This is a genomic window from Okeania hirsuta (assembly GCF_003838195.1).
In the GTDB taxonomy this organism is placed as follows: Bacteria; Cyanobacteriota; Cyanobacteriia; order Cyanobacteriales; family Microcoleaceae; genus Okeania; species Okeania hirsuta.
Map to the genome: position 1 here is coordinate 1 of NZ_RCBY01000013.1, position 16111 is coordinate 16111.

Annotated in this window: 9 protein-coding genes; 1 reads left to right on the plus strand and 8 read right to left on the minus strand. The window is 40.9% G+C overall.

All coding sequences use genetic code 11. The features are described from left to right. Nucleotides 1-413: 413 nt before the first annotated feature. Nucleotides 414-1115, minus strand: coding sequence for a response regulator transcription factor (locus D5R40_RS03885; protein WP_124145266.1), 702 nt, complete (start codon nt 1113-1115; stop codon nt 414-416). A 593-nt stretch (nt 1116-1708) separates the two neighbouring features. Between D5R40_RS03885 and D5R40_RS37340 the strand changes: the two genes are divergently transcribed. After that, entirely contained in the window at nt 1709-1888 is a 180-nt protein-coding gene (locus D5R40_RS37340) for a hypothetical protein (protein WP_205127600.1), read from the plus strand. Nucleotides 1889-2778: 890 nt separating this feature from the next. Here D5R40_RS37340 and D5R40_RS03895 read toward each other — a convergent pair. The 7 genes from D5R40_RS03895 to D5R40_RS03920 form a co-directional block, all read right to left on the minus strand. Next, nucleotides 2779-4449, minus strand: a complete 1671-nt coding sequence (locus D5R40_RS03895; RefSeq protein WP_124145267.1) for a DUF3352 domain-containing protein — start codon at nt 4447-4449, stop codon at nt 2779-2781. 500 nt (nt 4450-4949) lie between these two features. After that, a complete protein-coding gene (locus D5R40_RS39085) occupies nt 4950-5768 on the minus strand; it encodes an ATP-binding protein (RefSeq protein WP_240041539.1) in 819 nt (272 codons plus the stop codon). Then, nucleotides 5744-7135 carry a hypothetical protein gene (locus D5R40_RS39090; protein ID WP_240041540.1) on the minus strand — a complete coding sequence of 464 codons (1392 nt, stop codon included), beginning with the start codon at nt 7133-7135 and terminating at the stop codon, nt 5744-5746. The genes D5R40_RS39085 and D5R40_RS39090 overlap by 25 nt, the downstream gene beginning before the upstream one ends. Before the next feature lie 55 nt (nt 7136-7190). Continuing rightward, on the minus strand, nt 7191-8372 hold the full coding sequence (locus D5R40_RS03905) for a type III secretion system chaperone family protein (protein ID WP_124154255.1): 1182 nt from the start codon (nt 8370-8372) through the stop codon (nt 7191-7193). A gap of 2 nt (nt 8373-8374) precedes the next feature. Continuing rightward, entirely contained in the window at nt 8375-13843 is a 5469-nt protein-coding gene (locus D5R40_RS03910) for an eCIS core domain-containing protein (RefSeq protein ID WP_124154256.1), read from the minus strand. Nucleotides 13844-13857: 14 nt separating this feature from the next. Continuing rightward, nucleotides 13858-14085, minus strand: coding sequence for a hypothetical protein (locus tag D5R40_RS03915; RefSeq protein WP_124145270.1), 228 nt, complete (start codon nt 14083-14085; stop codon nt 13858-13860). 194 nt (nt 14086-14279) lie between these two features. Beyond that, a complete protein-coding gene (locus D5R40_RS03920) occupies nt 14280-16106 on the minus strand; it encodes a bactofilin family protein (RefSeq protein ID WP_124145271.1) in 1827 nt (608 codons plus the stop codon). Nucleotides 16107-16111: the final 5 nt, after the last annotated feature.

Consider the following 16111-nt stretch of genomic DNA (forward strand, 5'->3'; position numbering starts at 1 on the left):
TGGATGAGTAACCGCCGACGGCCTCAGCAGAAGCAGGAAGTAAACATCAATTTGTCGCATCGATGTGACGCTTTGTATCAGTTTTATGAAGCAGCGGTAGGTTGTAAGTTAGGTAAGCGAAAAATCATTATAGATTTTATATTCCCTCACAGGAGTGCGCATTCCCTCTCTTGGTCGGCATTCCCATGGCGAGGAGACCTCGCCGGGTTCCGACTGCTTGCGTCTATCGCACCCCGCGGGGTCGCACCGCTGTTCCCTGTTTCCTTTGACAAAAATTGGATGTATAGTTGAGATGCAAAACAGCTTATTATAATTAAAGTCCTTTTTAATGAAAATCATTAAGAATTATGATATGGAATATTAACAAGGAAGCAGAATATAAAGAATTTAGTTACTCCTGTATAAAATCATCTTTATACTGGTGCTTCAAACTTATAGCCAACTTTAATAATAGTTTTTATATATTCAAAATCACAACCACAACTTTTTATTTTCTTGCGAATCTGACTAATATGCACATCACAAACTTTTGCGCTGCCAAACCAATGACTATCTTCACCCTTAAATACTTTATCGCACAATTCAGAGCGACTCCAAACATATCCTGGTTGATTAGCCATACAAAATAATAAATTAAATTGTAGATTAGTTAGAGAAACAATTTTATGCTGAAATCTTACTTCTTTTTCAACATTATTTATTACTAAATCCCCAAATACAAGCCGTTCTAATTTTATCGGAGAAAGTAACCTTTGACGTTTCAATATTGCTTTAAGACGAGCATTCAGTTCTACTAAACTAAATGGTTTTGTGAGATAATCATCAGCACCTAACTGAAAAGCTCGGACTTTAGCTACTTCATCACATAGACTGCTCAACATCAGTACCAACACATCATTGTAACTCTGCATTTCCTGACAAAGCTGAAAACCAGTAGTATCTGGTAGATTTATATCTAAAACAACTAAGTCTGGTTGAAATTCTTTAAATAAAATTAAAGCTGTTTTACCATCTTCTGCGGACTCTACTTGATATTCTTGGTTAGTTAAAAAACGATGAACTAAAATTCTGATTGCCTGGTCATCATCAACTACAAGAATTTTATGAGATGCCATATTAACAACGCTCCTAATTTTTCCACAGGTACATTACCAGTTTAACTCCTACGACAATTATCGCAAACTAACCTAATAGACATCTCCTATCATAAAAAATCAAATCAATTATCACACTAGATATATCAATTCTTTCCCCTCCTGGGAGGGGGAGGGGCGAGGGGTGGGTTCCCTACAGCAAAGCTGCCTACTGCCTCTTTTGGAGGAGATGTCTAATAAGTCTAAAAAATGTAATTTTTCAGATTTATAATATGGCACATCATTTATATTATGTTAGAGCTTTGTTGGATGAAAGTCGCGATCGCAGCAACCCCCTCCTTGGGGTAAATAACAGCTTGACATAATCTATGATTATCTAGTACCTGGACTTTTGAAAAAAAATGAAGTAAAATAGTCTCAAGTTATTATATAATCTTGTTTTTACCTCAAAAGGCTAGCTGATCAAAGAAACAACCTTGTCTGCCTGACCACCATGGTTTGAAAAGTGGTGTCAAAAATTCGAGGATTTATGGAAAATTCAGGGTCAAAAAAAAGGGTTTCGTTATTACTTAGCAGTACTACTTGGAGAAAGTCAACGGAAAAATATAGCTCCAATGACCAACAATCTCCTTAGTGCTTCATATCATAACATATTGTCAGAAACATTGATAATCATGCTACTAGGATTCAAAACTGAACTGTGCCCAATTGAAGAAGGAGACAGGAGACAGGAGACAGGAGGAAAATTACATGGGGATTCGCTCCCCCAAGTAATGCGTGAACACCCCCGTTGACGGTGGGGTATTAAACCCACAAAGAAAATGATAACCGACAAAAAACCTGACTAGCTAAACACGCGCTGTGTAGTTTGCTGGCGCAAAGCTTTCCTATCGGAATGCTACCGCAAACGCTAACGTCACGCTTGGAATTGGGGATTATGGTTGACTAGAAACATCCTTAATCACAATTCCAATAATCCTGAGAGTAAGCTGAAATCTCCTACTGCGATTGATTTGCATAAACTATTAGTAGCAATGGTTAAACCTAACAACTGTTGGTATGATTAAGTATCTAAAACAGCACCTCAATATGCTTTAAGGTATTTATCATCAGCTTGGAAACGTTGCTTTAACAAAGTGTCGGGAGTGCCTATATTTAAGAAAAAAGGTAGGGATGATGGTTTTCCTACCGAATGCTACGCAAACACTCTAGATGTGTCAATATCGGTAGGTTTTAATCATATAAAATTGCCCCGAATTGGATGGATTAAAACTTATGAACTTTTACCAGATAATATCATATCATGTCCGGATAATTAGTTATAAAAAAACTTTCTCCTTCGACTCCAGTTGTTCTTCTTTATTACCTCTTTCCTCCTGACTCCTGACTCCTGAATCCTGACTCCTCCGTAGTTATTTATTTATCACTGTTTAACCGGACATGATATAAAATCACTAGCGACACTCTCAACTGGTGAGGTATTTCCTGGTGCTAAATCTTATAGAAAGTTAGAAGCTAAACTCTCTCAGTTGCAATATTTAAACCGACATAAAACTAAGTTCTCTAGCAATGGGAAAAAGGCTAAACTATAGCTGGAATCTGCTGTATGTTGGGTTTCATTCTTCAACCCAACCTACGCCTGTAGCAAGATTCTATGTCACAGATTACTTTTGACTCTTGACTTCTAAAACTCCTGTTTTTTCAATTTGACAAAAATATCATAATTAGTTGTACGATTATTACTTACAATAGACGTCACTCCAATAGATTCCATACCATCTATCCAAACTTTTTGATTTGGAGGTAGTTGCGGAATAGAAAGATTTTGAGGATTGAAACTTTTACTAATATCAAGGAAAAAATTACCGTTAAAAGATTCTGACTCTGGTGGTAAACTTTTTTGTAATACCGCACTTTCAGCCATAGAAGTTGTTGGCGCGGGTAAAATTTGATTCTCTACAGAACCTCCTAATGTAAAAAATGCCACATTCCCATTCAACCAACCACGAATTACGGTAAAACCACCAAATGGTGAAGTCCACTTAACAACAGCTTCTCCACTGGCAACAGCTTCACCTACCTCAAATTCTTGGTTTTTCATGGCCTCATCCAACTTTTTCAGTGACTCCTCCGCAGCACGGCGATCGCTTGTTTTGATCATAAAGACAAACCCCGCAGCAAATTTATTTAACTCATCCTTACTTTTAGGGATAGGCAGCAAAGACAAAGAATATTCTCCTGCCATCCAGTTGAGAAAATCTTCTTCTAAATTCATACCAGTTGTATTCTTAACAGCTTGACGCAATGTTTCTGGGTTAATCGGAGCTACTGGGTTAGCTGCTGCATTTTTGACATAATCAGACCACATTTTCTGTAAATTACTGCCAGATATCATCATCAAAGCATTTCCCGGAATTCGATTTAACATTTCCATAGCTTTGTTTTCTACGGTAAACTTTTTCTGACTATTAGGTTTTAGCCAAGAAATAGCTTTTAAATTTATACCTTCAGGAACTAAATTGATGCTAGCTGCCACTCCTTGGTTATCCTCAAGTTGTTTGAGATTTTCCTCAGAAACAGGAGTAATAGATTTACTAGAACTATAAGCAGCAGCAACAGGAATATTCACATATACCAAACCAAAGGGTGAAGGAGTTTCCAGTTTCTTGATCGCTTCTGTATAACCAGGAACTTTTGCCAGAGACTCGTCTCCTTTATAAATATCGATCGCCTGATTTATTGAAGTCTGGGAGTCAGTAATTACTAAATACTGATTCCCCAATGCTGCAGCAGAAATATCTTGCTTGGGCACTCCTTCCGTTTCTGTGATTTCAATACCTCTATAAGTACGTTTAACTAATTGACCTTTTTGAAGAGAGCGTGGTCGGTCTAAAACTTGTTTGGCCTTAACTGGATCGGCGATCGGCAAGACCACCACAGTTGCTTGTTGAGCTGGAGGTGGAGGAGGAGAGTCGGGAGCAGTAGAGTTAGCTGGTTCTAGAGTTTGCTTGCGCAATAAAGCAATCATTATTTCCTCTCCTACCCAAGGTTGAATATCTCGTTGATAGTTATAACCATAAGTCGTGAGAAAGCGATCGCGCAGTTGCCCCAATAGATTTTTAAAAGCAGTTTGAGATTCTGGTGTGCCAAACTGTTGCAGTCTTTCCCATTGACTGGGGTTACTAGAGACAGAAATAGTCATCATTGCATCTTTGGGCACAACTTCAGCACCTACTGGCAAATTATCTGCTGTTTCTTTGGAAGCTACTATAATGTAGCCAGCGACACTACCAATAATCATTAATACGGTTGCCCCTAGTAAGGTTAAGGGTAAGGTTTTATCTTGTTTTTTCATTTTTAATTAAAATAGGAAGTAAGGAATAGGAGTTGGCAAGAGGTAATAATATTTGTATCAAAATATTTATTCAAATGGTATTATAGATATATACAAAAATAATTTGCTATAAATTCAAAATTATATCAAGACTTATCCATAAACGCTATTGGTAGGGTGTGTTAGCGGTATCTTAACTGAGCAAAACCCTATATCTATTGTCAGCGCGTAAGTTCCGATATAGGCCCAGTAGGGTGTGTTTTGCTGTCGCATAACTCCGTTAACGCTCCACGACATGTTTGCGGAGTATGACCATAGGAAAAAGCGGTAGTGTAACGCACAAAACCCTATATCTATTGTCAGTGCGTAAGTCCCGATATAATTATTCAAGATAGGGAGTAGAGGAGATGGGAGCAAATTTCAACCTTTTTCCCTATTCTCTAACTGAACCTCCTGACTTCTGACTTTTGAATTATGACTTTTGACTTCTATGATAGTTGTTTATTGTAATTTAACGCTTATCACCCTGTGAGGACATTATCCCATACCTTACCCATTTTCTGATACTCACGCCTAATTCCTTGTAAAAGATGTTCCATCATTACTGCACTGTCAGCTTCAGCAGCGAGGAACGCAGCAGCTAAGGCAATATTTTTAATATTCCCACCACTCAATTTAAACTGCCTTGCCAAAAAATCAAAATCTATATCTGGTGACAAGGGGATTTCCTCAGTCCAAATTCCTTCCCAAATCTGCCGACGACTTGCTTCATCTGGTGAGGGAAAGTGAACCGTAAACGCTAACCTACGCACGAATGCTTCATCCAAATTTTGACGCAGATTTGTCGTCAGAATTGATATACCTTCATATTCTTCCATTTTCTGCAATAGATAGCCAATTTCAATATTGGCGTAGCGATCGTGGGAATCTCGAACTTCAGAACGCTTGCCAAACAAAGCATCTGCTTCGTCAAACAGCAGGATGGCATTAGCTGTTTCCGCAGCTAGAAAAATGCGGTTCAGATTTTTCTCTGTCTCGCCAATGTATTTACTGACAACCTGGGATAAATCAATTTTGTATAACTCAAGTTGTAGTTCACTAGCTATAACTTCCGCAGCCATTGTTTTGCCTGTACCCGGTGGACCAGAAAATAGTACATTTAAACCTTTACCAATTGATAGTTTGCGGTGAAAACCCCACTTATCATAAACAATATGACGATATTTGGCTTGATTGCAAATTTCTTGGAGTTGAGCAAGTTGATCGGTTGGTAAGATAATGTCTTGCCAATTATACTTAGAGTTAACTTTGCGAGCTAATTTAACTGAATTAGCTCGCAAAGTTGATCGGTTGGTAAGATAATGTCTTGCCAATTATACTTAGAGTTAACTTTGCGAGCTAATTCAGTTAAATTATTACCAGATTGCTCGCGAGCTGCTACTAATAGATCGTTTAGACTAGGTTTAATTGTATTGTTTAATGGCAATTCCTCAAATTCTGAAGCAGCAACCCACAAAGCATGATTACACGCACTTGTAACTGCACCAGCTATTTGCTCTGAACTCAAACGAAAACGATTAGCAAGGGTATCCAGTTGGCGATCGCTAAGTATAATTCCTTTTGATTCCAAATTTGCTTGCCAGTGGATACGCCGTTGGGAAAAATCAGGCAGAGGAAAAGGCACAGTAATCATACCTTTAGTCTCGAAAGTTGCTACCCACGACTGTACTCCCGATAAAATTACCACATCTTTTACCTCAGCTAGTCTATCAAGTAAGCTTTTATATAACAAATGCTGCTCTTTGGTCTGTAGTGCATCTAAACTTTCCAGATAGAGGATAGCATTGTGAAAACAAGCTTCACGGAACAATAATTTGAGCAATTGGTCAAAGTCTTCCTTAATTGCTAAAGCTTGAGATAAGTCGGCAATCAATAACTGCCTGTTAAGTTGAGCTGCCAGAGCGATCGCTCCACGACGTTTCTCAGCAGGGTGCGAACCAGAGAAATAGATAAGTAAAGGTTGATGTGTATTTTGAGTTTGGATGATTAGTTTAGGAAGTATCCGCTTAATTTCATCCCGAATGGGGAATTTTTCCTCAACAGCAGGATGAGTTAATAATTGACACCATAATCCTAAACGCGGTTCAAGTCCCTTTTGGTTTAACAGAAAATGGATAACTTGGTCATCGAGTTTTAGATAATAGGATAATATTGGTGGCTTAACCTGATGAGGGTCAGGAATTAAGTGAAGTAAGCCGTGTTTGATTAAGGGTGCATCAGGAGCAAAATGGACTCGTTGCAACAGTTTTGCTTCAGGAGAGGGACATAGTAAATTTAGGGCTAAATCAACACTAGGTCGCTTGCGAGTCACATCATCTTGAAGATAAGCGTACAGGCGATCGTAACGCAAATCAATTTCTGGAGCTAGAGCAATGATCATCAAGTCCAAATCAAATGCAGATAAATCGAAAGTTTGTTTTAACCAGTTTAATGGTATACTATTAATTTTAGTAGATTCAGTATCTACTGCAAATAAAGGTATTCCTGGTTGACGTTCTAGGAGTTGGTTGACCTCATCGGGATCGATACGAAGACCTCGATAAGGGTCATTAGCAGCTTCTGAACCGTAGAAAGCTTGTGCTTTTATTACTGCTTGCTCTAGTAATTTATCTAGCTTTTGTAATGCTGAGAGCAGGTAGTTGAACATTTTTTGTATTTTAATATGTGTAGTTCAGAGAATTCATCGGTTTGGATGTATCGCACTACAAGATCCTGCGGTCGCTTTCGATGAGGGCGATCGCCTCCTCTGGTAAGATGTTCTCATCCATCACTGCCCGGATACCCGGTAAGTAGTAATCCATGATCGTAACGTTGGCATAAACCAATCGTTTGATGACTTGATGGGTCAGGATGTTGCCTTCAACAGCAATGCTGGTTTTGTAGCGAATTTCACCATCGTTAAAGTCCATCTCGAAATTGCCGATGATTAAACCATAGTTGAGGCGGGTGAGTAGTTCTGCTATGGCCAATCGTTTTTCTTCGGAGACCAATTCAGGGTAGATCGAATAAAAAACAAATTGTTCTTCAGTTTCTCTAGCTTGAGCATAACAGTTCCAGAGACCGTTTTTGCCCTGGTAGGCCATTTGTAAAACAGATTGTCCTTGGAGTTTGGTGAAAGTCCAATCGTCTTTAGTGAAGTAGGCAATGATGGTTGCCAGGATGGATTCTTCACAAGCAAAATCGTCAGTGTCGTTATCGTTATCCTGAGAAAAGGCGTTATCGAGCCAAGTGTCGAAGCCTTCAAAGAGGGTACTAACTCCCTTAAGAACTTCATCAGTAGCATCTTGGGTTGTGGCATTAAGTTTGGCAGTAGTTAAGTTTGTGACAAAGTTGATTATGCCTTCGGCAAGCTGTTCGCTAGCAGTTTCAGGATGATTAAGGATGGCTGGATTGACGTAATGCCAGAAGGTGGTATAGCCTGTTTCATCATCTTGGTGTATTTGTTTGACGCTGAGGGCAAACCAGTTTTTAGAATTGAGGAATCGTTCAGAGTAGCTCGGGGAGGTTGGTTCAATTTCAGATGGGGAGACAGAAGAAAGGGACTTTTGACTGAGGCTGATAAGATAGGTTGCGACAGATTCAGCCGTGGTCGCGTACTCCAAAAGCTGGGGAAACAAATCTGGCTGTAGGGTGATTTCCAGTTGAATATCGTCATCAGGCTGGAAATTACCGTTGGAGAAGGGAGCACGAAATTCAGGGTTGAGGTTAAAAAAGGCGTGGGCGTCTATTTGTTCGTAAGAAGCAGGGCTCACTTGTAAAGTCAAACGACATTCATTGAGGGGGTCTTCTTGGGTTGTAAGAGCGATATTAATGACACGAGCGGTTAGAGGAGGATATGTATCCTCACAAAAAGTTAAATGATGGTTGACCTGATAGTTTTCCATATTCAAATTTTATTATTCTTACGTAAGTAGCTGATACTATTAGAAATAGCTTTTTTTACTTTTGGAATTGCTTTTTTTGCATCAGGTTTGCCCTTTTTATCAATTTCGCCTTTAGCCTTAAGATGACCAGGTGAAAAGCGCCATTTATAGCGAATATCAGACTTTATAATTTCAAGGGTTTTATCTGTCAGCATTTGATTAGTAATCTCAGAACCAGGTTGTTGCTGTTTGATTTTATTAACTGCCTGTTGTAATGGTTCAGCAGTTTTTAGTTTTCTATTTTCAATACCTGTACTGCCCGATTTTTTGTCTTTTATATTTCTGTAATAGAAAGTTTCTATTGCATTTCTAATCTTACCAACTCTATCAATATCTAAAAGTCCACTGTCTACATATTTTTTTGTATTTGGTATAAACTTAAAAGCACCTAATAGAGTGCCTAGATTAGAATATACTCTACTTTTACCTTTGTCTTCTCTTCCAGCTTCTTGCAATATAACTGACTGAATAGTTTTAATTATAGAGGCCGCAAGCTGTGGTGGTCCTAAAACTTTGACCGTTGGCAACTTTATATTCTGTAGTTCTGAATTTCGGTCTTTGATTTTATTTCTTGACTTAACATCAGATAACTCATTATAGCTATCTCCGTTCTTCTCTTTTACATGGACTTCTATTTTTGAGGGATAGTGTTCTTTCAACATTCCTATGATGCCCCCTTCAAGTTTTCCTGTACCATGTCCATAAGTAACATTAACTTCATAGCGAAGGACTTTCTTCTCATTTTTGACACTTTTTCCTTTAATAAGGTCGTCTGTCGTATGTTCAATAGTTGCTAGAGGTCCCGTGTTTAGCACAGAAAGTAAAGGAACTAAATTCCATTTGGTTGCAGGTCCATGCAGACGATGGCTAAGAACGTGAGCTTGTACATAAGGTTTTGGAGTGACTTCAATAAATTTCTGTTGAGTTTTTGAGAAAGTTTTAAGTTTTGGAAGTTGATGATGTAGAACTTGAATCTTATCCCAGCCCAAGGGTGATTCCTCAGACGACATTGAGCTAGTGCCTTGTCCAGTTGTATTACCAGACTTGGCAGTTAATGGTTCTGCCAATACTTGATGAGCCTTACCTCCACTCATCGTGTAAGTGACTTTTGTTAGAGGTAAGTCCTTCTCATCAGCTTTACCAATTCCTGCCTTAACTAAGAGGGGAGCAAGCTTGTTCAATAAAACTCCAATTTTGGAAGAAATACTTTGAGTGTCTTTATTGGTAGATACTTTCAAATAATGCTTACTAACAAAATCTTTCAGTTCCTTAACTTTTTCCCCTGCATCAATTAATGCTTGTTTCTGTTGCTGAGGCAAATTGGGTATTTCTTCTTTTTCCTTAATAGCAGCTTCAATTGCTTGAGGACTATCACTGGCAACCATCAATTTTCCTTTTCTTCCTTTCAAGAAAAGTTGATGCTTACTACCATCTTTAGCTTTAAATTCTTTTTTATGATTCCACCATTGAACTACCCTACCCACAGCAGCTTTCCCTTTCTTCAGCAGCTTCTTAGCAAACTTGACCATCCTCTCAACCAAGCTATCAACAATCTTGTTGACAGGTTTCGCAACTTTACCGATAATATTTTTCACCGTCTTACCAATACCACCTAAACCAGCAAGGGATGCCAGCAAACTAATCACAACAGGCAAACTCCGACTCAAGGCATCTTCAACGGCTTGTTTTGCCTGGGAAAGATTACCAGAGGCAATGGCTGTAATGGAGTTGTAAACCGACATAACAAAATCTTTAATTTGCTGGAAACGTTCTACCAGGAACATGACAAAATCAAATATCAGTTTCAGCAACTTAGCGATCGCTCCCGCAGGAGTCAACAAACCCAACAACCAGGCAATACCTTCTTTGGCAACGGTCTTAATCACAAAATCCTGAATCCCAGATATCACAGTTTCTTTGAGATTGGAGAAACTCTGTTTGACCTCTTCCCATAAAGCTGCTGGCCCTTCATTGACCAGTTTCTGAACAATTTCTATTCCCTTTTCTACTCCATCAATTACCTGGGCAGCGGGCGGGAATTTCTTGATCACCTTGGCCTTGATATTTTCATAGGTTAATCCCAAAATCTGCATCACCAGAGATAGAATTCCTTTGGCATCAAAAGTTTCCGGTAGGGACAGATTCACTTCTGACAGTGCCCCCGTCAGCCAACCAATCAGTCCTTTAATCAGATGTTGTTGAATATTCTTGGTAAAATTACTAACCCCGCCGCCGATCGCCTCCATTACATTATTGAAGAATGTCTTAGGATCTTTCAGGATGGCCATGACTTGACCTGCGGCGCGATCGATAAAGTCAAAGATAGGTTTAGAGTCAATTCCAGCAATATCACAGGCAGCCTGAAGAGCAACTTTTAGAGCTTCAGCAAAGTCGCCAGTAATTACTGCACCAGCAATCTGTACTGCTGCCTTCAAAGCAGTTTGGTAGACTGAAAGAATCTTATCCAGTCCAGCAGCTAAACCATCAGCAACGGCTTCCACTCCAGCTATGGCTGCATCTGCCACCACATTTACTCCCTCGATCGCCGTATCGACTACGCTATCAATGCCGTCATTAATCCGCTTGGCCAGATTTGGGAAACGGTCTTTGAGGTACTTATTAACCTGATTTTTAGCCCAATCTCGGAATTTATTCAGCTTGTCAATCACCCAGTTACGAGCCTTATTGATGAGTGCTATTGCTGCATTCTTAGCTTTCTCGATAATGGTTTTGACCGCATCACGCAGGGCTGTAAAAATATCATCAATGGCACTCGTAATCGCCTTAACCGCACTTTTAACCGCACTAACGGCTCGATCCCACCAACTATCCTTTTCCTGAGACTTTTCTAGTTCCTTCTTCTTATCCGCTGCTTTTTTCTCACTCGCTTCTTTCTCTTTTTCTGCCTTCTCCTCACCCTTTTCCAGTTCCTTATCAGCTTCTCCTTCCGACTTCTCCACCCGATCGCCAATCTCCTTGCGGTTGGCAACCTGTTCCCGATCGGCTTCAGTTATAAATTCATTGACCTGATCGTAGGAATCATCAATGCCCTCTTGCTGCTGCTGGGCTACTTCCTGGCGATTGGCTACGACAATATCTCGTTGATCCTTGTCAGCTTTCTGATTAACGGCGACAGCGTCTAACTTAGCCTGATTAATTTTCGCAGCTTTATCCTTATCCCGCGTTTTGACGGCATCCTGAGTCTGGGTTTTTGCCTCTGCCAGGTTAGCATCTAGGGTAGGTTTCAACAATTTATCTGCATGGTTACGGACATCCGGTGGCAAAGGCGCATTGACATAATCCATTGCCCCAGTATCAGCAGGTGTTTCAATAGAGACAAAAGCTTCTGAACTCAGTTGAGCTGTTTTCTCTTCATTCACCTCCTTCGGTTGAATATTCTGTTGTCCTGGGTGCTGCTTAAAGGTATTCGCCGTCATGTCTCGTTGGGCTTTGAGCTGAGATTCCGCATCACTCTGCTGATTAGCCATGCGTTGGGGATCTGCTTCGCCCTTAAGTTCCACATTTTCGCGCTCTCCAGCACTGGTGTTTACTCCTGCATTAGTAGAGATACTGGTGAGAAAACTCTTGAGATTGTTGCGAAACCAGCCTAGGAAAGAATTGTCATCTTGTCGATCTACCAGTTTTTCCTTTTCTTTATTGTTAGGGAGTGTCCCTAAATTTTCTGGAGGACTGGCTTTCAATTCACCCGGATCTGTCTGAGTTACTCCATCACTGATTTCTGCCCCCCCTGCCGAAATCTGTTCAGGAGCTTTCACCCCTTCCTCCACTGTGCCGCTTGTCTTAGCAACTAAGGTAGGAGCATTTTCAACCTCAGCTTGCTGCTCCTGTTTCAGGTTGCTGTCAAGCTGAGTACCGAGGTTGGGTTGGGTTGCTGCGATTTCGGATGGACTGGACTCCATAAACTTGCTCAGTGCCTGGTCGGATGCTCCTTCGAGAGAAAGAGAGCTAACCTCTGCAACCTCTTCCTCTCCAATGGCAGAAGGTTTTTCTAACTCAAGTGCAACGTCTGATTCCGATTCCTCTGCCGTTGATTTGAGAGATGGTTCGGTGTCCTCAACTTTTGTTTCTACACTCTCTTGAGAAGCAACATCATTTTTACCCCCATCTGTTTTGGGTTCAGGCTCAGTTTTAGTGTCTAGAGACTTATTACCACCTGCCTCCTCAGAACTTAGGGGTGGCAAGGAAGGTTCTAGCGCAGTTGGTGCTTGCTCAGGGTCAGATGGCTCTGCAACAAAGGCAGAAGGCGACTTAGGTTGTTGCTGGAGAGTGTGGACTAATTCATGGGCAAACAACCGCTTTCCTACGGTGGACTCAGGGGCGTAGCGACCGCTGCCAAAGAAGATATCCTGACCGACGGTAAATGCTTGGGCGTTGAGATCGCGGGCGGCACTGGCCGCTCGGTCGTCTGTATGCACCCGCACGTTGCTGAAGTCATAGCCAAAGCGCGGTTCCATAAAGGCACGGGTTGAGTCTGACAGGGGTTGACCACTCCCTCTAGCGGACTGGATGCGAGCTTCTAGATTGGCAGATACGTTAGGGGTTTGACCAGGGGCAGCTTTGGTTTGAACCTTTTCCTCCTCTTCGTCAGTTTGTCGTTGGAGCATTTGGACTTTTTCGTTTTCTTCCTCTTCTTCCATTTGACGTTGAACTAAAGGAGTAATGGGCTTGGCCTGAACCTCCTCTTCCTCTTCCATTTGACGTTGAACTAAAGGAGTAATGGGCTTGGCCTGAACCTCCTCTTCTTCTTCCATTTGACGTTGAACCAGGGGAGTAATGGGCTTGGCTTGAACCTCCTCCTCTTCTTCCATTTGACGTTGAACCAAGGGAGTAATGGGTTTAGTTTGAACCTCCTCCTCTTCTTCCATTTGACGTTGAGCCAAGGGAGTAATGGCCTTGGTTTGAACCTCCTCCTCTTCTTCCATTTGACGTTGAGCCAAGGGAGTAATGGCCTTGGTTTGAACTTCCTCCTCTTCTTCCATTTGACGTTGAACCAAGGGAGTAATGGGTTTAGTTTGAACCTCCTCCTCTTCTTCCATTTGACGTTGAGCCAAGGGAGTAATGGCCTTGGTTTGAACTTCCTCCTCTTCTTCCATTTGACGTTGAACCAAGGGAGTAATGGGTTTAGTTTGAACCTCCTCCTCTTCCGTTTGACGCTGCACTTGTGGTGCTGGGGTACGCATTACAGTAGCTGCGACCTGATCAGCTTCTTGTTCATAAGTGTCCCCAGGCTGGCCAACTGTCATTTTTGTTTGAATCAGACGATTAACTGCCTGATTGCCCAGTTGTTGTTGGAGTTGCAGAATAGGGTGAACTGGGCTATTAATCGACAACGGTGGTTGAGTAGCCACTGAAGCCTTTCTCTGATTGTTTGCTTCTGTTGTTTTGATTTGAGTTGTTCGTTGATTACCCATAAGGTTCACCTTAATCAATTAGTTAGGGGACTTGTGGCATCTTCCTCAAGATTTTGAGCGTCGTTTTCTTCTGGTGTTTGAGATTCAGCTAGCAATTCTTCTAATATCTGTATTGCACCACTTATCCGAAATAAAGTCTCTCTGAGGTTGGTCTGTTTGGTCTCCAAATCAGACAGCGTTTTTTTTCCAGATTCAAATTCAGCTTTTAGACTAGCAATGCGTTTTTCTATTTTATCTTTCATATAGCAATCAGGAATGATTTATGAGACAACTTGAGGCTATAACTGAGTTAGGCAGGCAATCGGATCTCACAACTGTCCGGATAATTAGTGATCAAAAAACTTGCTCCTCCTGTTCCCCTCCACGGTCGGGGGAGGGGCGAGGGGTGGGTTTACTCCCTCGTTATTTAAACTATTCAACCGGACATGATATTAAGCTACTGTATGACATCTCTTATAGTATCGCCAACTATGACATCTCTTATAGTATCGCCAACTATGACATCTCTGATAATACCATCGCCACGAGTCGATGAACCTGCTCTAAAAGTAATTCCATCTAAAGAAACCCAAGCGCTACTTCCACTAATTCTTTGTACTCTTCCATTAGAAAAAATATCAACCCTACCAATAGTATTATTATAAGTTGCAACACTATGAAGTTCTCGAGCAGCAGGTCTATATCCTACTGGCAATGTAAAAATTGTGTTGGCTGTGCCATTTCTGACTAGACCTTTAAGGTGAACTATACCTAGGCTATCTTTAAAGTAGCCAGCACTGTTGTAACCACTACCGTAATTAACCCAGCCATTTTGGAGTGTTGGAGTTTGCCAGCTTTCTTGCTGTAAAGTAGTTTCACCTCCGGTAACAACTAATTTAGCACTTGGGTTCTTTGTACCGATACCAACATTGCCAGATCCTCTAATAACAAGTGCAGTTTCTTCAATTCCATCGTTACCTGTATTAACAAAAGCAATACCTCCATCAGGGTTACGGCCATTACCATCAGTTTTTTCGATCACTAAAGCATCTAGAGGACTTTCAAAGAAATCGGCATCGTACCTGAGTCGGAAACCATCACCTGTAGGCGGACCAGATTCATTGGTACTATGGAAGAGCAAAGTTCCAGTCTTTGCTAATTTTAAAGCACCTGCCACCTCTAATATGGCGCTAGGATTTAATGTACCGATACCAACATTGCCATTCTGAACAGTTAGCACGTCAGCCGTATTGCTACCAAGCATTAGTCGGTGGGTTCCGCCTTGAGCACAAATACGAACATCGCCAGCACCATTTCCACTTGTAGCAACTCCAATCTTTAAGCGATGGGTATTGTTGCCAATTTTCAAGTCGCCTTCTGTAGTTGTTAAATTCCAATTTCCTCCACTTACAGTCAGCGGACCTGTAACGTTTAAAGCATCATCTATTTGTAATATTCCAGAGGAGTGGGTGGAACGCAACACCCCATTAATGCTAACTTCATCGTTATCATCATTACCCAAGGAAACATTACCTTCAATATGTTCTGTATCACGAGCAATCACATCTCCAGTTATTTCAAGATTGCCCGAAACAGTTAAGTTTCCACCAATGCTAACATTGTTAGTAACATTCAGGGGAGTATTCACATTTCCAGTTACTGCAAAATCTCCAGAAACTGTCAGGTTGCCACCAATGTCAACATTACCACCAACACTCAAAGCATCTTGAATATTCAAAGGTCCTGAGAATTCTGCTCCCGGTGGAATATGAACACTAGCTAACCTGCGGACGGAATTATCAATAGTATCAACATCAACATTACCACTATCATCCAATTGAACCTCAGCTAGGAGAACCACTGCACCATCATCAGCAGGCTGTGTACTGCTTGTTTCAAGTTGAGGACGCTCAGTAGTACGAGTATATTTGATTTCACTCCCCAATGTGTAGCTGTCTGCCTCATCCTCGAAGTCTTGAACAGCAAGTGTAATATAAACTGTACTTCCTGCTGCAAATTCAGATAAGCTTACCGTTTTTATATCAGCAGGTTGCTCTTCTAGAACAACAATTTCCTTACCTTCGCTATCAATAGCCATCCCATTATTAACTGAGACTTGTTTATCTCCAGATTTATTAATTTCTAGTCCTGTTACCACACCCCAAGTATGCAGGGAGCGATTATGCAGATGGCGCATTCGGCGATGGTAAGCTTGTTCGTCCCGAAAATCGTTTTCTACTAAAAATTGGGATGTAAAATAGTTCAAACGTTTAATTTCAGTCATAATTT